A 23,754-nucleotide genomic window follows, 5' to 3' on the forward strand; every position below is an offset into this window, starting at 1 on the left:
CTATATCGTTGTGCATCCTTTCCCGACGAGGGGCGCGCTCGCGAGGCGTCGCAGATGTGGGGTAAGGAGCGGTCCCGCCGCAGGTCTCGCAAGCCTGTGATCGCGGGTGGCCGATCTGGCATGCCTCCAGGTCCGCTGAAACAAACCGCGCGTGACGAGCAGTTCGGCTCTCACTTTCACCATCACACATCGAGCCGGGCTGCCCACCACGCCACCCTCGATTGACCTGACGGCTTGAGGCCACCCGGCCTCAGGCCCGAAGGCGCTGGCACTTTGACGGACAGGAGACAAGCTGCCCTATTGCCGCCGCTCTCTTATCATTATATTGCAGCGCATCAGATTTCGCCCGGTATGAGCCAGGGGCGCGGCCACGCTTGCCGCGAGCCGGGCTGCTTTGCTTTGAAAGACCCCTTATGAAACTACGCAATATCGCCATCATCGCCCACGTCGACCACGGCAAGACCACCCTCGTCGACAAGCTCCTCCAGCAATCGGGCAGCTTCCGCGAAAACCAGCGCGTGGAAGAGCGCGCCATGGACTCGAACGACCTCGAGAAGGAGCGCGGCATCACCATCCTGGCCAAGGCGACCTCGGTCGTCTGGAAGGACACCCGCATCAACATCGTCGACACCCCCGGCCACGCCGATTTCGGCGGCGAGGTGGAGCGCATCCTGAGCATGGTGGACGGCGCCATCGTTCTCGTGGACGCGGCCGAAGGCCCGATGCCCCAGACCAAGTTCGTGGTGTCCAAGGCCCTCAAGATCGGCCTGCGCCCCATCGTGGCCATCAACAAGATCGACCGTCCTGACGCCCGCCACGTCGAAGTGGTCAATGAGGTGTTCGATCTCTTCGCGGCGCTCGACGCCACGGACGAGCAGCTCGACTTCCCGATCCTCTACGGGTCGGGCCGCAACGGCTGGATGGCGAAAGCCCCCGAGGGCCCGAGCGATGAGGGCCTGGCGCCGCTCTTCGACCTCGTGCTCGAGCACGTGCCCCCGGCCAAGACCGAGGAAGGCCCGTTCCGCATGCTCGGCACCCTGCTCGAGGCCAATCCCTTCCTCGGCCGCATCGTCACGGGCCGCATCTCCTCCGGCACCGTGAAGCCGAACCAGTCGATCAAGGTGCTCGACCGCGAGGGCAAGGTCGTCGAGACCGGCCGCGTGTCCAAGATCCTGGCCTTCCGCGGCCTTGAGCGCCAGCCCATCGAGATCGGCGAGGCCGGCGACATCGTGTCCATCGCGGGTCTGGTCAAGGGCTCGGTGGCCGACACCTTCTCGGCTCTTGAGAACGACATCCCGATCCAGGCCCAGCCCATCGATCCGCCGACCGTGACCATGTCGTTCATCGTGAACGACTCGCCGCTCGCCGGCACCGAGGGCGACAAGGTCACCAGCCGCATGATCCGCGACCGCCTGTTCAAGGAAGCGGAAGGCAACGTGACCCTCAAGATCGAGGAGGCCACCGACAAGGATTCGTTCTTCGTCTCCGGCCGCGGCGAATTGCAGCTCGCGATCCTCATCGAAACCATGCGCCGCGAGGGCTTCGAGCTCGCCGTGTCGCGTCCCCGCGTCGTCTTCGAGAAGGACGAGGCCGGCAACCTTCTCGAGCCCATCGAGGAAGTGGTCATCGACGTGGACGAGGAGCATTCCGGCGTCGTGGTGCAGAAGATGTCAGAGCGCCGCGCCGACATGGTCGAGATGCGTCCCTCCGGCGGCAACCGCCAGCGCCTCGTGTTCTACGCTCCCACCCGCGGCCTCATCGGCTACCAGGGCGAGCTGATGACCGACACCCGCGGCACGGCGATCATGAACCGCCTGTTCCACGCCTACGAGCCCTATCGCGGCGAGATCGCCGGCCGCCGCAACGGCGTGCTGATCTCGAACGACAACGGCGAGGCCGTGGCCTACGCCCTGTGGAACCTCGAGGATCGCGGCCCGATGATGATCGAGCCCGGCTGGAAGGTCTATCAGGGCATGATCATCGGCGAGCACAACCGCGAGAACGACCTTGAGGTGAACGTGCTCAAGGGCAAGAAGCTCACCAACATCCGCACGACCTCCAAGGATGAAGCGGTGCGCCTGACCCCGCCGATCCGCATGACGCTGGAGAAGTCGCTGGCCTGGATCCAGGACGACGAGCTCGTCGAGGTGACGCCGAAGTCGATCCGCATCCGCAAGGCGATCCTCGACCCGAACGACCGCAAGCGCGCCGAGCGCTCGAAGGAAGCCCTGAGCGCTTAAATGAGCGCCTCAAGGAAACAATCGAAAGGCCGCTCCTTGGAGCGGCCTTTTTCATGAACGGAGACTGGGAGGGAGCATGCTGACAATTCACGGATATGCAGGATCCATCAATGTCCGGAAGGTGCTCTGGACCTGCCTGGAGCTCGGCCTCCCGTTCGAGCGCATCGGCTGGGGCGGCGGCACACGACCTGTCACGGACCCCGAATTTCTGAAGCTCAATCCCGTCGGCATGATCCCGGTGCTTGAGGATGCGGGCCAGCTCTTCTGGGAATCGAACAGCATCGTCCGCTATCTCGCGGCGCGGGAAGGCCGCGATGACCTGCTGCCCGCCGATCCCGCCAAGCGGGCGCAGGTCGAGAAGTGGATGGACTGGCAGGTCTCCGACTTCAACAACACCTGGCGCTATGTCTTCCAGGCGACGGTGCGCAGGAACCCGAACTTCCAGGATGAAAAGCAGATCGCTGAGTCCTGGGGCAAGTTCTGCTCCGCCGTTCAGGTGCTGGACCGGGAGCTCGCCCGCACCGGCGCCTATATCGCCGGACCGAGCTTCACCTGCGCCGACATCGTCATCGGCCTGTCGATCCATCGCTGGAAGAGCATTCCGCTTGAGCGGCCGGACCTGCGGGAGGTCGAGCGCTACTACGATCGCCTCTGCGAGCGGGAAGGCTTTCGGATCTATGGACGGGACGGAGGATTGTAGAGAGGAGCCGCGCGGCTCCTCCTTCGATTGATACGGCGGGCCTGCGCTCAGCCTTCGGCCTTGTCGCTCTGCCCCTTCTTGGCGCCCTCGCCCATCGGGTTCGTCGAATCCTCACCCGAGGCCTCGGGGTTCTCGCGGCCCTGCGGGGTCAGGCGCGGAGCGCTGATATCCTCTTCCGTCGCTTGATTGGATTTGTTGTCGGGCTTTGCCATCGCTGCTTGTCCTTATGAGCTGGTCGAGTCGGTTGCGTCCTGGTCGCCTGCATCAGGCAGGGCACCTGTGCCCGGGGTCGAGTCCGGATTGGTCAGCGACGGCTTGCTGTGCGGGCCTGCCGCCGGCTGCTTGCCGCCGGGTTGCTTGTCGATTGAGGCCTGCTGCTTGTCCTTCGGGTCGAGCCGCTTGGACTCGACGTCCTGCTTCGTGTCTTCGGTGTGATTGCCGTAGCCTGCATTGCCCATGACGCTCTCCTGTCAGCCCTATTCTTTGCCGTTGACGGCGGTTGCCCGCTCGATGGCCTCGGCGGTGGCATCCTTGTCGTCCGGCGACAGGGTGGCGTCGCTCAGGTGCTTGGTGGCCTCGGGCGTCTCGGCAGCCGTGAGTTCGTCGTGCCCGTCATGTCCGGCCTTGCTCGTCTGACCGGTCTGGCCCTGGCGATAGGCCTCGGCCTCGCCGCCGGGCTGGCTCCACACACGGCGTAGGGTAGCGTTGCCTTCGATGCCACCGTCCCGGTTCGGGTCGACCGGGTTGTCGATGCCGCCGCGCTGCTCGTTGCGGATCTGGTCCGCGTCTTGGTCCTTTAACGAATGGGGAGCTTTGCGGTCCGCCATGATGAACTCCTTGAAAACCTTTGAATTCGTATGTCGCAAGGAGAACCCGAGGGATCAGGGGAAGTTCTGGCCAAGCTTGAAGCCCGCGCCAACAAAAAGGGCGGCCTCTTGGCCGCCCTTGGTTCGTCTCGCTGGATGAAGAGCTTAGAGCCCTTCGAAGAGCGCGCTCGAGATGTAGCGCTCGGCAAAAGAGCACGCGACCGTGACGATGCGCTTGCCCTTGAACTCGGGCCGCGAGGCCACTTCGAGAGCGGCCGCCACATTGGCGCCCGTCGAGATGCCGCCGGGTATGCCCTCGAGCTTGGAGAGTTTGCGCGCCATGTCGAAGGCGGTCTGGTTGCCCACCGTGACCACCTCGTCGATCACGGAGCGGTCGAGCACATCCGGCACGAAGCCCGCGCCGATGCCCTGGATCTTATGCGGGCCGGGCTGGCCGCCGGACAGCACCGGTGAATCCTCCGGCTCTACGGCAATCACACTCAAGTTAGGCAGGCGCGGCTTGATCACCTGGCCGACGCCCGTGATCGTGCCGCCGGTGCCGACCGCCGACACGAAGGCATCGAGCTGGCCATTGGTGTCGTTCCAGATTTCCTCGGCCGTCGTCTTGCGGTGGATCTCCGGATTGGCCGGGTTCTTGAACTGCTGCGGGATGACCGAACCGGGAATTTCGCGCAGCAGTTCCTCGGCACGGGCGATGGCGCCCTTCATGCCCTGGGGGCCGGGGGTGAGCTCGAGTTCGGCTCCAAGGAAGGCCAGCATCTTGCGGCGCTCGAGCGACATGGTCTCGGGCATCACCAGGATGAGGCGATAGCCTCGCGCCGCTGCCACGAAGGCGAGAGCAATGCCGGTATTGCCGGAGGTTGGCTCGATCAGGGTCGCACCGGGCTTGATGTGACCGGCCGCCTCCATGGATTCGATCATGTTGACGCCGATGCGGTCCTTCACGCTCGAAAGCGGGTTGAAGAACTCGAGCTTGAGGAGAATTTCGGCGTCTACGCCATGCTCCTGCGGCAGACGGTTCAAGCGCACGAGCGGGGTGTTGCCGATGGTTTCCGTTATCGAGCCATAGATGCGGCCGCGTCCAGGCTTCGTGCCGGCGCCGGATGCATTGAGGGTGTCAGCCATGAGATCCTCCTTCAGACAGGAGGAACCTTATCTTTTTCCGCAGCAGGTGTCGATATTTGGAATAATCTACATACTAGATCGTGAAATCAACCGCTGAGGCTGACTCAACAGCCGATTCCGCCTGGGCTTTCTGACACAGGTCCTCGACGGTCACCTGGTCGAGCTCACTCAGAAAAGCCTCGGTGCCACGTTGAACCAGCGGGCTGACCACCGCCTCGGCTAGGCGCGATTCGGGGATCGGCGACGAGCCGTCCTCCTCCAGGGCCGCCATGGCGATGCGCACGATGTCGCCCGCCGTGATCCGCCGCCGTTCACGGGCGAGTTCATAGCCGCCCCGCGGCCCGCGCACGCCTTTGAGAATGCCTTGGCGCACGAGCGCCTGCAGGACCGGCTCCAGATAACGCGGCGGCAGGTTGTGCCGGGCGGCCAGTGCCTTGGCGGAGACCGGCATCGGCCGGGCATGGAGCGCGATGTCGGTCACGGCAGCAATGGCGAGAAGCGAGCGGCGTGAGAGAAAGTTCATGGCGATGCTCCCCTAGCCCAATCCCGTGGAGCCGAAGCCGCCTGCGGCGCGAGGCGTCTCGTCGACCTGCTCCACCTCCAAAGGCTCCACCTGGATGACAGGCGCAACGATCATTTGAGCAACGCGCATGCCGCGTGTGACGGTGAAGGGCTCCGCGCCCAGATTGACGAGCAGAACCTGCACCTCACCGCGGTAATCCGCATCGACGGTGCCCGGTGCATTCAGCACCGTGACACCATGCTTGAACGCCAGTCCCGAGCGCGGCCGCACCTGCGCCTCGAAACCCGGCTCGAGTTGCAGCACAAGGCCTGTGGGCACGAGCACACGCTGCATCGGCTGCAGGACAATCGGCGTATCGGCCGAATGGGCCGCGATGAGATCCATGCCCGCCGCGCCGGCGGTTTCATAACGGGGGAGCGGCAGATCGGCAGCATGGGCAAGACGCTGGATACGCAAGGGATGGCTCATGGCTTACCGCCTCCCATCATCGCGCCCACATGCTCGACGAGTTTCTTAGCCACATCGGCTTTCGACAAGGTCGGCCATGTCTCCACATCGGATGATGTCACGAGATGCACGGTGTTGCTGTCGCCGCCCATCACGCCCGTCGCCGTCGAGACATCGTTGGCGACGATGAGGTCGCAGCCCTTCTTGGCGAGCTTCTGCCGGGCATGCTCGATCACGTTCTCGGTCTCGGCCGCAAAGCCCACCATGAGCGGCGGGCGCTTATCCGTGCGACGCGAAATGGTGGCGAGGATGTCCGGGTTTTCGGTGAGCGACAGATTCGGCAGGGCGCCGTCCTTCTTCTTGATCTTCTGCTCGCCCGCATTGTCCACGCGCCAGTCGGCCACGGCGGCGGCAAAGATGCCGATATCGGCGGGCAACGCCTGCTCCACGGCCTGCAACATCTCGCGGGCGCTCTCCACATGCACGACCGTCACGCCTGCGGGATCGGGCACGGTCACCGGGCCAGCGATCAGGGTGACGCGCGCGCCGGCCTCAGCGGCAGCCTTCGCGATAGCGTGCCCCTGCTTGCCGGAGGAACGATTGGCGATGTAGCGCACCGGATCGATGGGCTCGTGCGTCGGGCCGGAGGTGACGATCACGTGCTTGCCGGCGAGCACGCCTGAAGGCGCCAGCAGACGCTCGACGGCAGCCGCGATTTCGAGAGGTTCGGCCATGCGGCCGGGGCCGAATTCGGCCTCCGCCATGGCGCCCTCGTTGGGCCCGATCACGTGAACGCCGTCGGCCTGCAGGGTTTTCAGATTGCGCTGCGTCGCCGGGTGCAGCCACATGCGCACGTTCATGGCCGGCGCAATCAAGATCGGCAGCGTAGTGGCGAGCAGCACCGTGGAGGCGAGATCGTCCGCGTGTCCTCCCGCCATCTTCGCCATGAGATTGGCTGTAGCAGGCGCCACGACGATGAGGTCCGCATCGCGGGCGAGCTTGATATGCCCGACATCCGCCTCGTCCTCACGGTCGAAGAGATCCGTATGCGAGCGCTGGCCTGTCAACGCCGAGGCGGCAAGCGGCGTGATGAATTGCTGCGCGCCGCTCGTGAGAATGCAGCGCACGGAGGCGCCGCGTTCACGCAGGCGGCGGATGAGGTCGAGGGACTTGTAGGCCGCGATGCCGCCGCCGATGACGAGGAGGATGCGTTTGCCTGTAAGCGCCGTCATGCGAAGCCTCTGAACAGCATGATCATCAGCGAGCCCGCGATAATCCACAAGGCCGCCACGCCCCAGCGGTTGCCGCGCGCCTCGGCACGGCCGATGGCCGCGACGCTGTCCTGGTTCAGCGACACGCCTCGGGCTGTCACGTCCTCGAGCTGGTTGAGCACCCGCTCGGCGCGCAACGCCAGCTCCGGCAGGTCGCCGATGACGCCGGCCAGCGTCCACAGGCCCCGACCCGCCTGCTCGGCGCGGCCCAGCGGCCCGAGATTGCGCTCGATCCAGTCGCGCACCACGGGCTCGGAGGTGGTCCACATGTCGAGCTTCGGGTCGAGATTGCGAGCGACGCCCTCGACCACCACCATGGTCTTCTGCAGCATGACGAGCTCGATGCGGGTCGCCATGTCGAACAGCGCCGTGATCTCGAAGAGAAGCGTCAGCAGCTTCGCCATGGAGATCTCGTCGGCCCGCCGGTCGTGGATCGGTTCGCCGATGGCCCGGATGGCTTGTGCGAAATCCTCCACCGAATGGTGCGGCGGCACGTAGCCGGCCTCGAAATGCACCTGCGCCACGCGAAGGTAATCGCGGCGGATGAAGCCGAGAAGGATTTCGGCGAGGAAACGCCGCTCCTTCATGCCGAGCCGGCCCATGATGCCGAAATCGACGGCGACGAGCCGCCCTTCCGCATCGATGAACAGGTTGCCCGGATGCATGTCGGCGTGGAAATAGCCGTCGCGGATGGCGTGGCGCAGGAAGGACTGGATCACTGTGCGCCCGAGTGCCACCCGGTCGAAGCCCGCCGCCTCGATGGCCGCGAGATCGTTGAGGCGGATGCCGTCGATCCACGTAGTGGTGAGCACGTCGCGGGCGGTGAGGTCCCATTCGGGCTTCGGCACCCGAAAATCCGGATCGTCCTTGGTGTTCTCCGCCAGTTCAGAGACAGCCGCTGCTTCCAGTCGCAGATCCATCTCGACGGCGACGGAGCGAGCGAGCGCCTCCACGATCTCCAGCGGCTTGAGACGCTTGGCATCGGGCACCATACGCTCGAACAGGCGGGCGGCGGCGCGCATGGCCTGCAGGTCGCGGGCGAAGCCCTCACGCACACCAGGCCGCACCACCTTCACGGCCACCGTCTCCTCGCCCTCCGCGGTGCGGATGCGGGCCTTGTGGACCTGCGCGATGGACGCGGCGGCGATCGGCTCGCTGAATTCCAGGAAAAGCACGTTGATGGGGCGCCCGAGGGCGACCTCGACCATGCGCACGGCTTCCGCCCGTGGGAAGGGCGGCATGCGGTCCTGCAGGCGCTCCAGGTCACGGGCGGCCGCAACGCCCACGATGTCGGGACGGGTTGCCAGGAACTGACCGAATTTTACGTAAGAAGGCCCAAGCCGCGTCAGCGCCTTGGACAGCCGCGCCGCGCCGTCGCCCGCCTGGGGACGCTCGACGAGACGGGCCATCTTCAAGCCGAAGCGGGCGGCAGGCGGCAGCGCGCTCGGATCGACGAGCGCCAATGCGCCTTCGCGCGCTAGGACGAAGCCGGCGCGCAGGTTACGGGCGAGGTGGAAGAGGCTGCCGATCACGCTTTAAATCTTCCAGCCCGAGTGGATGGCCACGACACCGGCCGTGAGCGTGCGGTGGGTGACGCGCTTGAAGCCCGCCTCCTCGATCATCCGCGCAAACGCTGCCGGCGGCGGGAAGCGGCGGATCGATTCGACGAGGTACTGGTAGGATTCCGCATCCCCTGTCACCATCCCTCCCAGCCGTGGAATGACATTGAAGGAATAGGCGTCGTAAACCTTATCGAGCAGCGGCACGTCCACCTTGGAGAATTCCAGGCACAGGAAGCGCCCGCCGGGTTTCAAGACCCGGTGCGCCTCGCGCAGAGCCGCATCGATGCGCGGCACGTTCCGGATCCCGAACGCGATGGTGTAGGCGTCATAGGTCTTGGATTCGAGCGGCAGCTCTTCCGCATTGGCCTCGACGAAGTCGATGCGGCCCTCATAGCGGTGGCCGGCCCGCTCGGCGCCGACTTTGAGCATCTCGCCGTTGATGTCGAGCACGGTCACGCGGGTCTGCGGCCCGCTCTGGTCGAGGATGCGGAAGGCGACATCGCCGGTGCCGCCGGCAACATCCAGATGGCGGAACGGCCGGTCGCGGGGCGGGCGCAGGGTGGAGATGAGGGCATCCTTCCAGAGGCGGTGGAGACCTGCGGACATGAGGTCGTTCATGAGGTCGTAGCGGCCAGCCACCGAGCGGAAGACCTCGTTGACCTTGCCCTGCTTCTCACCCAGGGGCACAGACTGGAACCCGAAATGGGTGTTCTCGTCGGTCATGATGGGCGCACCTCTTGTACCTGTTGTCGCGATCCATAGCGGAAGCGGGGCCTAAAGGCTATGTAAGAGCCCTCAAGAAGCCGAGAGATGGTTGATGCCTGAACTGCCCGAAGTCGAAACCGTGCGCCGCGGCCTGGAGCCCGCCATGGTGGGAGCCCGCTTCACCAAGGTGATCCAGCGCCGCCCCGACCTGCGCTTCCCTTTCCCCGAGCGGTTTTCCGAACGCCTGGAGGGGCAGGAGGTCAAGGCGCTCGGTCGGAGGGCCAAGTATCTCCTGGCCGATCTCTCCTCCGGCGAGGTGCTGGTCATGCATCTGGGCATGTCCGGCCGCTTTCTCGTGACGAAGGACGGCGCCACCCGGATGCCCGGCGAGTTCCATCATGAGCATGGAGGCCTGGGGGCTCACGACCATGTGGTGTTTGGGCTCTCCAACGGCGTCACCGTCACTTATAATGACGCCCGCCGCTTCGGCTTCATGGATCTGGTGCCGCGCCAGGAGATCGAGACCTCGAAGCATTTTGCCGGCATGGGCATCGAGCCCCTCGGCAATGAGCTTTCGGGCGAGACCATCGCCCGGTTGTTCATGGCTAAGCGCACGCCCCTGAAGGCGGCCCTTCTCGACCAGCGGCTGATCGCGGGCCTCGGCAATATCTATGTGTGCGAAGCCCTGTTCCGCACCGGCCTCCACCCGGAGGCCCCGGCCGGATCACTCGTGACCAAGACAGGCGAGCCGACCGACAAGGCGCACCAGTTGGCCGACGTCATCCGGGACGTGCTCGCCGAGGCGGTGGAGGCCGGAGGCTCCACCTTGCGTGACCATGCCCAGGTGGATGGGTCTCTGGGCTACTTTCAGCATTCCTTCCGCGTTTACGACCGGGAGAGCAAGCCCTGCGTCACGCCCGCCTGCACCGGGACGGTCACCCGCCTCGTGCAATCCGGCCGCTCCACCTTCTACTGCCCGGAATGCCAGAAGCGCGCCTGACCTGAAGACGGGGCTTTTCGGATTTTCAGGAGTCTCCCGGTTTTCACTTGCCGGGCCATGCGCCCTCGCCTACCGGTGTCCCATCATCGAGCAGGAGATGTCACATGGCTTTTGAGACGATTCTCACGGAGACGCGCGGCAAGGTGGGGCTGATCACCCTCAACCGGCCACAAGCCCTGAACGCCCTCAACTCCACGCTCCTGGGCGAGGTCAACCAAGCCCTCGACGCCTTCGAGGCGGACCAGAATATCGGCTGCATCGTCATCACCGGGTCGGAAAAGGCTTTCGCGGCCGGGGCCGACATCAAGGAGATGGTGGAGCTCAACTATCCGCACACCTACATGGCCGACTTCTTCTCCGGCTGGGAGAAGGTGTCTGGGCGGCGCAAGCCCATGATCGCCGCGGTGGCGGGCTTTGCCCTCGGCGGCGGCTGTGAGTTCGCCATGATGTGCGACTTCATCATCGCGGCGGACAACGCCAAGTTCGGCCAGCCGGAGATCAAGCTCGGCGTGATGCCCGGCATGGGCGGCACCCAGCGCCTCACGCGCCTCATCGGCCGGGCCAAGGCCATGGAGATGTGCCTGACGGGCCGCATGATGGGCGCAGAGGAAGCCGAGCGCTCCGGGCTTGTGGCCCGCGTGGTGCCGCTCGCCGATCTTCTCAATGACGCCCTGAAGACGGCAGACACCATCGCGTCCATGTCGCTGCCCATCGCCATGATGACGAAGGAAACCATCAATCGCGCCGACGAGGTCTCGCTCTCGGAGGGCATCCGCTTCGAGCGGCGCCTGTTCCACGCCATGTTCGCCACCGCCGACCAGAAGGAAGGCATGGCGGCCTTCGTGGGCAAGCGCCCCCCTGAGTTCAAGAACGGGTAAATCGTGCCTGACATCGGCTTCGACATGATCGCGGCACTCGCCGCGATCTCTTTTTTGGCAGGCTTCGTGGATTCCATCGCCGGCGGTGGCGGGCTTCTCACCGTGCCGGCCCTCATGCTGGCAGGCCTCGATCCGGCTCAGGCGATCGCCACCAACAAGGTGCAGGGCTCAGTCGCGGCGGCCTCCGCCACCTACACCTTCGGCCGCAAAGGCCTGATCGAATGGAGGAAGGCCTGGGGTTTCACCCTGGTGGCCTTCTTCAGCAGCATCGCGGGAGCCTTGTGCGTCCAGTTCCTGCCGCGCTCCGTGCTTGAGGTGCTGATCCCGGTCATGCTCATCGCCATGGCGGTCTACTTCGCCCTCTCGCGCAAGATGAAGGACCAGGATGCCCATGCCCGCATGACGGCTCTCGCCTTCGGCCTCACCGCGCCCGTCGCCATCGGCTTTTACGACGGCATCTTCGGGCCGGGCGCCGGCTCCTTCTATATGCTCGCCTTCGTGACGCTGCTGGGCTACGGGGTGGTCAAGGCGACCGCCCATACGAAGCTCGTCAACTTCGCCAGCAATTTCGGCAGCCTCCTTCTCTATGCGGCGACAGGCGCGGTGGTCTGGCCCTTGGGACTTGCCATGTCCGTGGCCTCCCTGCTCGGGGCTCAGGTGGGGTCGCGGCTTGCCATGCGGCTGGGCTCCCGGCTCATCCGCCCGCTCCTGGTTCTGGTGTCGGGCCTGATGGCGCTCAGGCTCCTGCTCGACCCGGCCAATCCCTGGCGTCAGGCCCTTCGGGCGCTTTTTTGACGCGCAAAGGCCTATGGTCGTTGACGTTCGCGACCATCACGGCTATAAGCCGCCTCACATGAGCCCGCGCGTCCCGCGGGCTCTTCGGTTTCCATGCAATCAACCGATCGCTGCCGGAGCTCTCCCATGGGCTTGAGCTTGGCCATCGGAATTTTAAAAAGAACGAGGATGGGCCATGGCCAACACCGTGTCCGCCAAGAAGATGACCCGCAAGATCGCGAAGCGCACCGCGATCAACAAGTCGCGTCGCAGCCGCATGCGGACCTTCGTCCGCAAGGTTGAAGAGGCCATCGCTTCCGGCAACCAGACTGAGGCCGCAGCCGCTCTGCGCGCCGCTGAGCCGGAGATGATGCGCGCGGCCCAGAAGGGCATCGTGCACAAGAACACCGCGTCGCGGAAGGTCTCGCGTCTCGCAAGCCGCATCAAGACGCTCAGCGCCTAAAAAGCAGCCCTCAAAGCTGCCTTTTCATCACCGATCAGACCCGGCCGAGAGGCCGGGTTTTTTCATGTCCGGCGTCGGATTCTACGCCTAAATTTTATCCACATGCGAGCTTGACTTTATCCCCGCGTGACAGGGTGAACACTCAACAGCCCAGTTTCAAAATGCACATAAAACATGAAGTGCATTCAACAGCTTAGCAGGCAAAGCATCGCGAAGCATCAGAATCACCCTCGATTCGGAGCGAATCGGTTCTGAATCAAGGTTGCGCAAAAACTCTTTTTTCGGGCCCGCGTACAGGCTGTGATGACACAGTGAATCAGTTGAAGAGTCAGCGATTTACCGCTCAGATTCAAAACCTGTGGACGAGCCTGTGAACCCAATCGGGTGCCCCCAGGGGCTTGAGACTCGACTCAGCCGTATTGCACGCCCTCCTGCACCCTGTGTAAGGTCAATTTGCTTCAACGGCTCGCCGTTAAGTCATTCACTCAAAGCCTGAACTAAAGACACCATGCGCGGGGATAAGCTGTTGTTTCACTCTCTCAAGAAGCAAGCGCAGACTCATCCTTTATTGCGAGGTGGACTTACCAGACCTTGAGTGAAGACCAAGGAGATGACAGACGACGATCGTCTCCACTTAAAATCGAACAAATAATCTTTAGTACAATTGGGGGCGCCACGTTCTGAATAACCTGTGAGGCATCTGTGCCTTGGTGTTCAGAACGGGACATGCGTAGGGATTTCCGACCTTAGCAGGAGGAAGCCTCGTGGAGGGACATTGATGTATCGCAGCGAAGATCACCGCACCTTTGCCGCTCCGAGCGAGAACGGCATGGATGTTCCGGGCGAGCAATCGGCGTCTGAAGTCTGGACGCGGGTCAAGCGCCGTCTCAGGGCCGAGCTGGGCGAGGACATCTTCGCCAGCTGGTTCGGGCGCCTGGAACTGGATTCGGTGGTCGAGGGCTGCGCTTATCTGACCGTCCCCACCCGCTTCCTGAAAAGCTGGATCGAATCCCACTACGCCGACCGGGTGCTCGCGGTTTACCGCTCTGAGGCCGGTGACGTGGAGCGTGTGTCCATCGGCGTGCGCAGCACCCTCGGGCGTGATCCTGCAGCCCAGCGCCGGGCGAGCGAAGCGCCGCGTCCGGCCCCCGCTCCCTCCATGGCCATGCCGAGCATGGCTCATGAGATCAAGGCGTCTTCCGCATCCTCCTCTCAGGAGGAGCGCGGCGAGGGCGGCGAATTGGGCGGCGCCCCGCTCGATCCGCGCCTGACCTTCGAGAGCTTCATCGTCGGCCGCTCCAATGCGCTGGCCCACGCGGCGGCGGACCGGGTCGCTCATGCGCAGAACGGACAGGCCATCTACAACCCGCTCTATCTCCATGCGGGCGTGGGTCTCGGCAAGACGCATCTTCTCCATGGCATCGGCCATGCGGTGCGCTCGCAAGGCCGCCGGGTGATCTATCTCACGGCCGACCGCTTCATGTACGGCTTCGTCGCCTCCTTGAAGGCGCAGACGTCGCTCGCCTTCAAGGAGCGTCTGCGCGGCATCGACCTGCTCATCATCGACGACGTGCAGTTCATCCAGGGCAAGCAGATCCAGCAGGAATTCGGCCACACCCTGAACGCCCTCATCGATGCGGGCCGTCAGATCGTCATCGCCGCCGACCGTCCGCCGGCGGATCTCGAAAACCTCGACGAGCGGGTGCGCTCACGCCTCGCCGGCGGCCTCGTGGTCGAGGTTAGCGCCCTCGACGAGGCGCTTCGCACCTCGATCCTCACCACCCGCATCGAGGCCCTGAAGACCATCCATCCCACCTTCGAGGTGGGGCCGAACGTGATCGCTTTCGTGGCCCGCTCCATCACGGCCAACGGCCGCGACCTCGAAGGCGCCGTAAACCGCCTGCTGGCGCACGCGACGCTCACGAACTCCGCCATCACCCTGGAGACGGCCGAGACCGCCATCCGCGATCTCGTGCGCAACCGGGAGCCGAAGCGGGTCAAGATCGAGGACATCCAGAAGCTGGTGGCCTCGCGCTACAACGTGTCCCGCTCCGATATCCTCTCGGAGCGCCGCACCGCCGCCGTGGTGAAGCCGCGCCAGATCGCCATGTACCTGTCCAAGGTGCTGACGCTGCGCTCCCTGCCGGAGATCGGCCGCCGCTTCGGCGGGCGCGACCACACCACGGTGCTCCACGCCGTGCGCAAGATCGAGAAGGCCTTGGGCGAGGACCACGCGCTCTCCGACGAGGTCGAACTCCTCAAGCGCATGCTGCAGGAGTAAGGCGAAGGCCAGGAAAGCACGAGGTCGGGCCGAAAAAGGCCCGGCCTTGCTTTCTGTGCCGACAAAAGCCAATCTTGCTGCCCTGCTTGCCCCGCTCGAGGCTGACCTTGCGCGGGCATGAGCCAAGAATTTCACCGAAACCAGGTGTCTAAGGTTATGAGAGTTACCGTTGAGCGCGCCGCTCTGCTGAAGGCGCTGGGGCATGTGCACCGCGTCGTCGAGCGCCGCAACACCATTCCGATCCTGTCCAACGTCCTGCTGCGGGGCGGAGAAGGCTCCTTGCGCCTGAAGGCCACGGACCTCGACATCGAGGTGACCGAGACCATTCCGGCCGACATCACGGAGGCCGGCTCCACCACCGTCCCGGCCTACATGATCTACGACATCGTGCGCAAACTGCCGGACGGGGCCCAGGTCTCCCTCGAAATGACCCCGGACATGGGCCAGATGCAGATCCGCTCGGGCCGCTCGCGCTTCATGCTGCAGGCCCTGCCAGAGAGCGACTTCCCGGATCTCGCCGCCGGCGACCTGCCCCATCGCTTCACCTTGCCGGCTTCCGACCTCAAGCGCCTGATCGAGAAGACGCAGTTCGCGATCTCGACCGAGGAGACGCGCTACTACCTCAACGGCATCTATCTCCACACGCTGGATGCGGGCGGCTCCCTCGTGATGCGCGCCGTCGCCACCGACGGCCACCGCCTCGCCCGTGTCGAGATCGCAGCGCCGGCCGGCTCCGAGGGCATGCCGGGCGTCATCATTCCGCGCAAGGCCGTGGCCGAGATCGTCAAGCTCGTCGAGGACGGTTCGGAAACCATCACCATCGAGCTGTCCTCCGCCAAGGTGCGGCTGACATTCGACGGCGTGGTGCTGACCTCCAAGCTCATCGACGGCACCTTCCCGGACTACCAGCGGGTGATCCCGGCCGGGAACGACAAGGTCCTCGTGGTCGAGCGCGCCGATTTTTCCAAAGCCGTGGACCGTGTCTCCACCATCTCGTCGGAGCGCGGCCGGGCCGTGAAGCTGGCGCTCGGTGATGGACGCCTGACGCTCACCGTCAACAACCCGGATTCGGGCAGCGCGACGGAAGAGATCGAGGTCGATTACGACGCGACGCCGATCGATATCGGCTTCAACGCCCGCTACCTCCTCGACATCGCCTCCCAGCTCGACGGCGACACCGCCGTGTTCAAGCTCGCCGATCCCGGCTCCCCCACGATCATCCAGGACCGCGACGGCGCTGCCGCGCTCTACGTTCTGATGCCGATGCGGGTGTGACGATCCAAGCCTGGTTCCGGACGAAGCTTAGCGGATCGCCCGGAACCATTGGACTATCATCCGAGACTCCTCCGAACCCGGGCAATAAACTCTGTCCTCCACCTCTCGGCGCTGTGGGAAGCGGAAGACCGAGGCTTCGGAGCGTGACGCCTTCTGAAGAAGGCGCATCGGCATAAATGCCCGTCGCTTCAGCACAATGCGGGAATGATCTTCTCTGATCATATTGTAGCGCGTGTGATTTTTGGTTACACGGCTGATAATTCTCATAGAGTATCATTTATGTATTCAGGCAAGCTTCACGGTGCCAGGAAGGTTGCGGTTGTCATTCCCTGCTTCCGTGTTCGGAAACACATCGCCTCGGTTATCGGCGAGATCGGTCCGGAGGTGCATTCCATCTATGTCGTCGACGATTACTGCCCTGAAAAGACGGGTGAATTCGTAAGCCAGACGATTGATGACCCTCGGGTCAAGGTGATCTTCAACGAAATCAACCTCGGTGTAGGAGGAGCGACGCTCGCCGGCATGGTTCGAGCCGCTGAGGACGATGCGGATGTCATCGTGAAGATCGACGGTGACGGACAGATGGATCCACACCTCATCCCAGCCTTCGCTGCCGTTATCCTATCCTCCGAGGCGGACTTCGCGAAAGGCAACAGGTTCTTCGAGCCCGAAGGCGTGATGACCATGCCCCGCACTCGCCTGATCGGCAATGCAGGCCTGTCCTTCATGGCAAAACTCTCGACTGGCTACTGGCACAGCTTCGATCCGACGAACGGCTTTTTCGCCATTCATGCAAGCCTCATGAGCCTCTTGCCCGTTGAGAAGATCAGCAAGCGCTATTTTTTCGAATCCGACCTTCTCTTTCGACTTGGTGTGATCGAAGCGCGGGTCATGGATATTCCCATGCACGCTCATTATGCCGATGAACAGAGCAGCATGCAGCCACACAAGGAAATCTGGCGCTTCACGAAGGGGCATGTGAAAAACTTCATCAAGCGCGTCTTCTACAGATATTTTCTTCGCGACTTCAGTATCGCATCCATCGAGCTTCTTCTCGGCTTGGCATTGCTTGCTTTCGGAACGATCTTCGGGCTCGCGAACTGGCGAAGCGAGTCTTTTGCCAGTGCCGGAACCGTCATGCTGGCTGCCATGCCTATCATCATCGGGACCCAGCTACTGCTGGCCTTCCTCAACTATGACATCCAGTCGGCGCCGAGCACGGCTCTTCATCCTCGGCTCGAACGATCCAAGCGGCCCAACAAAGCGCTGCGCCACCGCGAGGGCACTGCAGCATGAACTTCACGGCGTACGCCCTTGCCTTGTTCTCCGTCACAGTGATTGCTATCGGGCAATCGATCTTCAAGTATTCGGCCCTGCGCTTCACTTTCACAGCCGGTCAAACGATCATCGAATGGGTCCGGGACAATGTCGCACCGCTGACCGCTGTGATCGGCGCGCTTTCGCTCTACATGATCTCGACAGTGGCATGGATCACGGCACTGAGAACCATCCCGCTCTCCGTCGCCTTCATGTTCAACGCGCTTGCCTTCGCCTTTATTCCCGTGGTCAGCATGCTCTTCTTCAATGAGCAACTGCCGCGCCTTCTCATTCCAGGGCTGATCCTCATCGCGGCCGGAATCTATCTCATTACGATCAAGTAAATCCGACCATGAACTCCCAAGCCCATCCAGAAAACAAGGCTTTCATGCCGATCTTCGGCAAAGCCGGTTTCCTTCATCGCCTGAGGCGCAGGCCATCCGAGAGCGTGAAATCGCACGGCCTTTCGGCAGCCCGTCTATTGGCGCTCATCTATTTAGCCATTTGCCTCCCGACCATTGTGTTTCTTGTCCTGTTTAGACAGCCCTTGGGCAACCCGGACGAGCTCTCGCATGTATGGCGCGCTTATCAGATCTCGAAAGGAGTGCTGCTGACCGAGGAAGCCCTTCCTGGAATGTATCCCAAGGGAATGGTCGAGGAGAGGTGGGGCACACTCAACTCGGGGGTTCACCGGAGACGCTTCGAGTCCTTGAAGACTGCTCTGCCCGTATTCGAGGCATATGATTGGAGCGGCAAAGAGAGTCTCAAACGCTTTAATTCCTCCGTTTACTTTCCAGCCGCCTTCATCCCGCAGTCGGTAGGCCTCACAATATCTCGAGGGCTGGGCTTGAACTTGGTCGGCTCGCTTCAGGTCGCAAGCGCCTTGAACGCCATCGTCTGCCTGCTGATTATCGCATGGGCAATTTATCTGGCAGACAAAGGCAGGTACCTGGTAGCGCTCGTCGGCGCTCTGCCGATGACGCTCCACCAAATGGCATCGGCCTCACCGGACGGTCTTCTCATCGCGGCTTCCCTACTGATGTTCTCGCTGACGACGAGATCGATTGCCCGGTCGACAGTGAGCTTGCCTGTCCTGCTCGGCCTTGCCGGGCTTGGAGCCGTGACGGCCGCTACGAAGCTGCCCTACCTGATGGTAGGGCTCGCTGCAATGATCGCGCTGTGGCGAACGGATCGCGACGCCAGGAGAAGAACCCTGCTCTATGCTCTTGGCTGCATCGTCATGGTCGGTGTTCCCCTTCTTTGGACCAAGCTCAGCAATGCAGGCGTGGTGAAGTATAGCATGGTCATCGACACCGACCCCGGCGATCAGCTTGCGTTTCTCCTGGCCAATCCACTCCAAATACCAGGCATCGCATTCTCGACGCTCTCTGTCCTCTGGCATCACTATCTCTTGCAAATGATCGGCGTCTTGGGCTGGATGGATGCCCCGCTCCCGCGAGCGGCCTATGTGGTTCTGGGAGCAGGCTTGATCGCAACATTCGCCCTGGAGGGCTTCCAGGTGCAGCCGTTCCTACGCTGGCTCTTCCTTGCCGGATCTGCCCTGGCATGTGCGCTGATCTTCCTGAGCCTCTACATGATCTGGACGCCTCTTGGCTCGCCCGGTCCCATCTTGGGCGTTCAAGGGCGCTATTTTCTGCCCATCCTGCCGTTCCTGCTGTTCCTGGTTCCCGCTTCAAAGTTCCTCTCAACGGATAAGGTGAAGCTCTCGATTTTCGCAGCCTGTGGAGTCGTCGGAGGCATTGCGACGGTCACGACGATGATCGGGCGTTATTACGGCTAGGGACTTTGCCTATCGGGCGAGAGGCAGAGCACCGACGCTTGATCTTTCGCGCTCACTCCTGAATGAAGGGCGCGCATGTCCTCCGCTCCCGTTGCTGCTTCCCGAATCGCTCGTCTGATCCTCCAGGATTTTCGCACCTATGCGAGCCTGGACGTCACCGTGTCGCGTCCGCTCGTGGCGTTGGTGGGCGAGAATGGCGCTGGCAAGACCAATGTGCTGGAGGCGATCTCCCTCTTCATGCCGGGGCGGGGCTTAAGGCGCGCGGAACTTGCCGAGATGGCGCGCAACGGAGGACCGGGCTCCTTCGCCGTGTCCGTCACCCTCGATGCGCCTTACGGCGAGCACCGGCTCGGCACGGGTCTGGAGCCGCAGAGTGAGACGTCACGCGCCTCGCGAGTGTGCCGCATCGACGGCATGGCGGCGTCCTCACCCACGGCCTTTGCCGAGTACCTGCGCATCGTCTGGTTGACCCCCGATCTCGACGCCCTGTTCCGCGGCCCGGCCGGCGACCGGCGGCGCTTCCTCGACCGTCTCGTGCTGGCCGTCGATGCGGAGCATGGCACGCGGGTGAATGCGCTCGAGCGGGCCCTGCGCTCGCGCAACCGCGTGCTGGAGGAAAACCCCGACGACCGGCTCTGGCTCGATGCACTGGAGCGCGAGGTGGCGGAGCTCGCCATCGCGGTGGCGGCCGCCCGCCGCGAGACGGTGGAGCGCCTGGCAAGCCTGATCTTGGAGACCCGTGCGGAAGATTCCCCCTTCCCCTTCGCCACGATGAGCCTGGAGGGCGATCTCGACACCCTGGTGGCCACCCTTCCGGCCGTCGATGCCGAGGATCGCTACCGGGCCATCCTGCGGGACTACCGGCCGCGCGACCGGGCCGCCGGACGCACCCTCGTGGGGCCTCAGGCCTCGGACCTGCTCGTTCGCCATGGTCCCAAGGACATTCCGGCCAACACGGCCTCTACGGGCGAGCAGAAGGCGCTGCTCATCGGCCTCGTGCTCGCCCATGCGCAGCTCGTGGCCAGCATGAGCGGCATCGCGCCCTTCGTGCTGCTCGACGAGGTCGCAGCTCATCTCGACCCGCGCCGGCGGGCCGGCCTCTTCGCGGCGCTCGAAACCCTCGGCGGGCAGGTGTGGATGACAGGGGCGGATCCGAGCCTCTTTGCCGAACTCCAGGGCCGCGCCGACGTGCTGCAGGTCTCGCCGGGCGTGATCGAACCCATCACAAGAGCTGAATAGCCCCGCCGGCCCGATCGTTCTATGCTGGGCGGCAACGACGCTTCTGTCTTCGGGTGAACCCCATGGATCTCGCAGGCCTCCTGCTCTTCTCCTCCGCACTTTTCATTGCGGCAGCTTCGCCGGGGCCAGGCATCGCCGCCATCGTGGCGCGGGTGCTGGGGCGCGGACCGAAAGAGGCCGTGGCCTTCAGCATCGGCGTGGCCTTGGGCGACGTGGTCTGGCTCACCTTTGCGGTCCTGGGCCTCGCCGCCCTGGCCCAGGCCTTCCACGGGGTGTTCCTGGTGGTGAAATACCTGGGCGCCGCCTATCTCCTCTACATCGCCTACAAGATCTGGACGGCTCCTGCCGTGCCCCAGGAGATCGAGGCCGAGGCCCGTGCGGAGCATCCGGCCAAGCTGTTTCTGGCCGGCCTTGCCGTGACCATGGGCAACCCGAAGGTCATGGTGTTCTACCTGGCGCTCCTGCCCACTTTTCTCGACCTCACCCGGATCACGCTGCTGGGCTTTGCCGAACTCGCGCTCGCGACCTTGACGGTGCTCGGCGTGGTCTTTGCCGGCTACATCGCGCTGGCCGCCCGTGCCCGCCGGCTCTTCACCAGCCCGCGGGCCATCCGCATTCTCAACCGGACCACGGGCACGGTCATGGCGGGCGCGGCAGCGGCGGTCGCGGCGCGCTGAGGGTTCATTCTGGCCCTGAGGCAGCAAACTGCCCCCAGGACATCGTGATTCGGCAGTTTTTCGTGGATTTTTGACCCCTTTTCCACGCGCGCGTATGCGCGTGGGGGTGAAATTTCAACCATTCGCACCTAAATAACTGATCTGACGAATCAAAGCCTGAGCGCATGCCTTCCCCCCTTTGCTGCGCTCCGAAGGATCCCAAATGGCCGAACCTGCTATCAACGTGAATGCTGACGCCTATGGCGCGGAATCGATCAAGGTGCTCAAGGGCCTTGATGCGGTGCGCAAGCGGCCGGGCATGTATATCGGCGATACCGATGACGGCTCGGGCCTGCACCACATGGTCTACGAGGTGGTGGACAACGCCATCGACGAGGCGCTTGCCGGTCACGCAACGGAAGTCACGGTCACGCTGAACGCCGACGGCTCGGTGACCGTCACGGACAATGGTCGCGGCATTCCCACCGATATCCACCAGGGCGAAGGCATCTCGGCCGCCGAGGTCATCATGACCCAGCTGCACGCGGGCGGTAAGTTCGACCAGAACTCCTACAAGGTCTCCGGCGGTCTGCACGGCGTGGGTGTCTCGGTGGTGAACGCGCTCTCAAGCTGGCTCAAGCTGCGCATCTACCGCAACGGCAAGGCTCACGAGATCGAGTTCAAGCACGGCAATGCGGTGGCGCCTCTCGCGGTCGTGGGCGATGCCGAGGGCAAGCGCGGCACGGAAGTGACCTTCCTGGCCTCGACCGAGACCTTCACCATGGTGGAGTACGACTACAACACCCTGGAGCACCGCCTGCGCGAACTCGCGTTCCTGAACTCCGGCGTGCGCATCATCATCACCGACAAGCGCCACGCGGAGCACAAGCGCGAGGAGCTGATGTATGAGGGCGGCGTCGAAGCTTTCGTGCGCTATCTCGACCGAGCCAAGACCCCGCTGATTCAGCAGCCGGTGATGATCCGCGCCGAGAAGGACAACATCGGCGTCGAGGTGGCCCTGTGGTGGAACGACTCGTACCACGAGAACGTGCTCTGCTTCACCAACAACATCCCGCAGCGGGATGGCGGCACGCACCTTGCGGGCTTCCGCGCAGCGCTCACCCGCCAGGTGAACGGCTATGCGGAATCCTCAGGGCTGACCAAGAAGGAAAAGGTTTCGCTCACCGGCGACGATTGCCGCGAGGGCCTAACTGCCGTTGTCTCCGTGAAGGTGCCCGATCCGAAATTCTCCTCGCAGACGAAGGACAAGCTCGTCTCGTCCGAGGTGCGCCCGGCCGTCGAGAACGTGGTCAATGAGGCCCTCAACAACTGGCTCGAGGAGCATCCGCAGGAGGCCCGCACCCTCGTCGGCAAAGTGGTGGAAGCCGCCGCCGCCCGTGAGGCCGCCCGCAAGGCGCGCGAGCTCACCCGCCGGAAAGGCGCGCTCGATATCGCGTCGCTCCCCGGCAAGCTCGCCGATTGCCAGGAGCGCGACCCGTCCAAGTGCGAATTGCTGCTCGTCGAGGGCGACTCGGCCGGCGGCTCCGCCAAGCAGGGCCGCAACCGCGCCTTCCAGGCGGTTCTTCCGCTGCGCGGAAAGATCCTCAACGTGGAGCGCGCGCGCTTCGACAAGATGCTGGGCAGCCAGGAGATCGGCACGCTGATCACCGCGCTCGGCACCGGCATTGGCCGCGAGGAGTTCAACCTCGACAAGCTGCGCTACCACCGCATCATCATCATGACGGACGCGGACGTGGACGGCTCGCACATCCGCACCCTTCTGCTCACCTTCTTCTTCCGGCAGATGCCGGAGCTGATCGATCGCGGTTATCTCTATATCGCGCAGCCGCCGCTCTATAAGGCCACCCGCGGCAAGTCCTCGATCTACCTCAAGGACGAGCGCGCACTGGAAGATTACCTCATCGGCGAGGGCATTGAGAACGCCGCATTGCGTCTCGAAACCGGCGTCGAGTTCCAGGGCGACCAGCTGAAAGGCCTGATCGACGAGGCCCGCCTCGTGCGCCAGGTCCTGAACAGCCTGCACACGCGTTACAACCGCAAGGCTGTCGAGCAGGCGGCGATTGCCGGCGCGCTGCGTCCCGACGTGGTCGAAGACCCGGATCGCGGTCCTGCGGCTGCGGTTTATATCGCCCAGCGTCTCGATGCCATTTCGGAAGAACTCGAGCGCGGGTGGACCGGCGAGGTTCGCGATGGCGGCTATGCTTTCTCCCGCACCGTACGCGGCGTGACGCAGACCGCCATTCTCGATCAGGCGCTGATCGCCAGCCAGGAAGCCAAGAAGCTCGACGAGCGCGCCACGTCCCTGCAGGACGTCTACGCCAAGCCGGCGAAGCTCGTGCGCAAGAACGACGAGATGCAGATCGACGGTCCGCTCTCGCTGTTCAATGCCGTGCTGGCCGCCGGCCGCAAGGGCCTGCAACTCCAGCGCTACAAAGGCCTCGGCGAGATGACCGCCCAGCAGCTCTGGGAGACCACGCTCGACGCCGACGTACGCTCGCTCCTGCAGGTGAAGGTGAAGGACACCACGGACGCTGACGATCTCTTCGTCAAGCTCATGGGCGACGTGGTGGAGCCCCGCCGCGAGTTCATCCAGGAGAACGCGCTCTCGGTGGCGAACCTGGACGTGTGATCCGACACCATTGCACAGTC

Annotated in this window: 23 protein-coding genes; 14 read left to right on the top strand and 9 right to left on the bottom strand. The window is 63.8% G+C overall.

The genetic code is table 11. The annotated features are described in order from the left end of the window. Window positions 1-413: 413 nt before the first annotated feature. Entirely contained in the window at window positions 414-2,240 is a 1,827-nt protein-coding gene (typA, locus tag JKL45_RS01445; RefSeq protein ID WP_190845212.1) for a translational GTPase TypA, read from the top strand. Window positions 2,241-2,316: 76 nt separating this feature from the next. After that, entirely contained in the window at window positions 2,317-2,940 is a 624-nt protein-coding gene (locus tag JKL45_RS01450) for a glutathione S-transferase family protein (protein WP_201859321.1), read from the top strand. Window positions 2,941-2,987: 47 nt separating this feature from the next. On the opposite strand, the gene JKL45_RS01455 is transcribed toward JKL45_RS01450, so the two are convergent. The 9 genes from JKL45_RS01455 to ubiE all read right to left on the bottom strand — a co-directional run bounded on the left by JKL45_RS01455 (window position 2,988) and on the right by ubiE (window position 9,418). Then, a complete protein-coding gene (locus JKL45_RS01455) occupies window positions 2,988-3,152 on the bottom strand; it encodes a hypothetical protein (protein ID WP_190845214.1) in 165 nt (54 codons plus the stop codon). Between the two features lie 12 nt (window positions 3,153-3,164). Beyond that, complete coding sequence (locus JKL45_RS01460; RefSeq protein WP_201859408.1) at window positions 3,165-3,398, bottom strand: hypothetical protein; 234 nt, start codon at window positions 3,396-3,398, stop codon at window positions 3,165-3,167. 18 nt (window positions 3,399-3,416) lie between these two features. Continuing rightward, window positions 3,417-3,767: a hypothetical protein gene (locus tag JKL45_RS01465; protein WP_201859322.1), complete on the bottom strand. Its 351-nt coding sequence runs from the start codon at window positions 3,765-3,767 to the stop codon at window positions 3,417-3,419. 144 nt (window positions 3,768-3,911) lie between these two features. Next, window positions 3,912-4,892: a cysteine synthase A gene (gene cysK / locus JKL45_RS01470; RefSeq protein WP_201859323.1), complete on the bottom strand. Its 981-nt coding sequence runs from the start codon at window positions 4,890-4,892 to the stop codon at window positions 3,912-3,914. Window positions 4,893-4,965: 73 nt separating this feature from the next. After that, the gene (locus tag JKL45_RS01475; protein WP_201859324.1) at window positions 4,966-5,415 is read right to left on the bottom strand and encodes an RrF2 family transcriptional regulator; all 450 of its coding nucleotides are present in this window, start codon (window positions 5,413-5,415) and stop codon (window positions 4,966-4,968) included. Between the two features lie 12 nt (window positions 5,416-5,427). After that, window positions 5,428-5,883, bottom strand: a complete 456-nt coding sequence (gene dut, locus JKL45_RS01480; protein WP_201859325.1) for a dUTP diphosphatase — start codon at window positions 5,881-5,883, stop codon at window positions 5,428-5,430. Next, on the bottom strand, window positions 5,880-7,094 hold the full coding sequence (gene coaBC, locus JKL45_RS01485) for a bifunctional phosphopantothenoylcysteine decarboxylase/phosphopantothenate--cysteine ligase CoaBC (RefSeq protein WP_201859326.1): 1,215 nt from the start codon (window positions 7,092-7,094) through the stop codon (window positions 5,880-5,882). The genes dut and coaBC overlap by 4 nt, the downstream gene beginning before the upstream one ends. After that, complete coding sequence (ubiB, locus tag JKL45_RS01490; RefSeq protein ID WP_201859327.1) at window positions 7,091-8,665, bottom strand: 2-polyprenylphenol 6-hydroxylase; 1,575 nt, start codon at window positions 8,663-8,665, stop codon at window positions 7,091-7,093. The genes coaBC and ubiB overlap by 4 nt, the downstream gene beginning before the upstream one ends. A gap of 3 nt (window positions 8,666-8,668) precedes the next feature. Beyond that, the gene (gene ubiE, locus JKL45_RS01495; protein ID WP_201859328.1) at window positions 8,669-9,418 is read right to left on the bottom strand and encodes a bifunctional demethylmenaquinone methyltransferase/2-methoxy-6-polyprenyl-1,4-benzoquinol methylase UbiE; all 750 of its coding nucleotides are present in this window, start codon (window positions 9,416-9,418) and stop codon (window positions 8,669-8,671) included. 94 nt (window positions 9,419-9,512) lie between these two features. Here ubiE and mutM point away from each other — a divergent pair, with 94 nt between their 5' ends. The 12 genes from mutM to gyrB all read left to right on the top strand — a co-directional run bounded on the left by mutM (window position 9,513) and on the right by gyrB (window position 23,734). After that, window positions 9,513-10,400 carry a bifunctional DNA-formamidopyrimidine glycosylase/DNA-(apurinic or apyrimidinic site) lyase gene (mutM, locus tag JKL45_RS01500; RefSeq protein ID WP_201859329.1) on the top strand — a complete coding sequence of 296 codons (888 nt, stop codon included), beginning with the start codon at window positions 9,513-9,515 and terminating at the stop codon, window positions 10,398-10,400. A 104-nt stretch (window positions 10,401-10,504) separates the two neighbouring features. Beyond that, a complete protein-coding gene (locus JKL45_RS01505; protein WP_201859330.1) occupies window positions 10,505-11,278 on the top strand; it encodes an enoyl-CoA hydratase in 774 nt (257 codons plus the stop codon). Window positions 11,279-11,281: 3 nt separating this feature from the next. Next, the gene (locus tag JKL45_RS01510) at window positions 11,282-12,073 is read left to right on the top strand and encodes a TSUP family transporter (protein ID WP_201859331.1); all 792 of its coding nucleotides are present in this window, start codon (window positions 11,282-11,284) and stop codon (window positions 12,071-12,073) included. Window positions 12,074-12,248: 175 nt separating this feature from the next. After that, complete coding sequence (gene rpsT, locus JKL45_RS01515) at window positions 12,249-12,515, top strand: 30S ribosomal protein S20 (RefSeq protein ID WP_036354247.1); 267 nt, start codon at window positions 12,249-12,251, stop codon at window positions 12,513-12,515. An 829-nt stretch (window positions 12,516-13,344) separates the two neighbouring features. Continuing rightward, window positions 13,345-14,796: a chromosomal replication initiator protein DnaA gene (gene dnaA, locus JKL45_RS01520; protein WP_246498230.1), complete on the top strand. Its 1,452-nt coding sequence runs from the start codon at window positions 13,345-13,347 to the stop codon at window positions 14,794-14,796. A 156-nt stretch (window positions 14,797-14,952) separates the two neighbouring features. Then, window positions 14,953-16,071, top strand: a complete 1,119-nt coding sequence (gene dnaN, locus JKL45_RS01525) for a DNA polymerase III subunit beta (protein WP_201859333.1) — start codon at window positions 14,953-14,955, stop codon at window positions 16,069-16,071. A 204-nt stretch (window positions 16,072-16,275) separates the two neighbouring features. Beyond that, complete coding sequence (locus JKL45_RS01530; protein WP_246498212.1) at window positions 16,276-17,367, top strand: glycosyltransferase family 2 protein; 1,092 nt, start codon at window positions 16,276-16,278, stop codon at window positions 17,365-17,367. Beyond that, on the top strand, window positions 17,364-17,732 hold the full coding sequence (locus tag JKL45_RS01535; RefSeq protein WP_201859334.1) for a DMT family transporter: 369 nt from the start codon (window positions 17,364-17,366) through the stop codon (window positions 17,730-17,732). Before JKL45_RS01530 ends, JKL45_RS01535 begins: the two co-directional genes overlap by 4 nt. A gap of 44 nt (window positions 17,733-17,776) precedes the next feature. Beyond that, window positions 17,777-19,189 (top strand): DUF2142 domain-containing protein, encoded by a 1,413-nt coding sequence (locus tag JKL45_RS01540; protein WP_246498213.1) that lies wholly within the window; start codon window positions 17,777-17,779, stop codon window positions 19,187-19,189. A 75-nt stretch (window positions 19,190-19,264) separates the two neighbouring features. After that, window positions 19,265-20,428, top strand: coding sequence for a DNA replication/repair protein RecF (gene recF / locus JKL45_RS01545; RefSeq protein WP_201859336.1), 1,164 nt, complete (start codon window positions 19,265-19,267; stop codon window positions 20,426-20,428). A gap of 62 nt (window positions 20,429-20,490) precedes the next feature. Continuing rightward, window positions 20,491-21,105, top strand: a complete 615-nt coding sequence (locus JKL45_RS01550) for a LysE family translocator (RefSeq protein WP_201859337.1) — start codon at window positions 20,491-20,493, stop codon at window positions 21,103-21,105. A 202-nt stretch (window positions 21,106-21,307) separates the two neighbouring features. After that, window positions 21,308-23,734 (top strand): DNA topoisomerase (ATP-hydrolyzing) subunit B, encoded by a 2,427-nt coding sequence (gene gyrB, locus JKL45_RS01555; protein ID WP_201859338.1) that lies wholly within the window; start codon window positions 21,308-21,310, stop codon window positions 23,732-23,734. The last annotated feature ends 20 nt before the right edge of the window (window positions 23,735-23,754 follow it).

The sequence above is a fragment of the Microvirga soli genome (assembly GCF_016734765.1).
GTDB classification, from domain to species: domain Bacteria; phylum Pseudomonadota; class Alphaproteobacteria; order Rhizobiales; family Beijerinckiaceae; genus Microvirga; species Microvirga soli.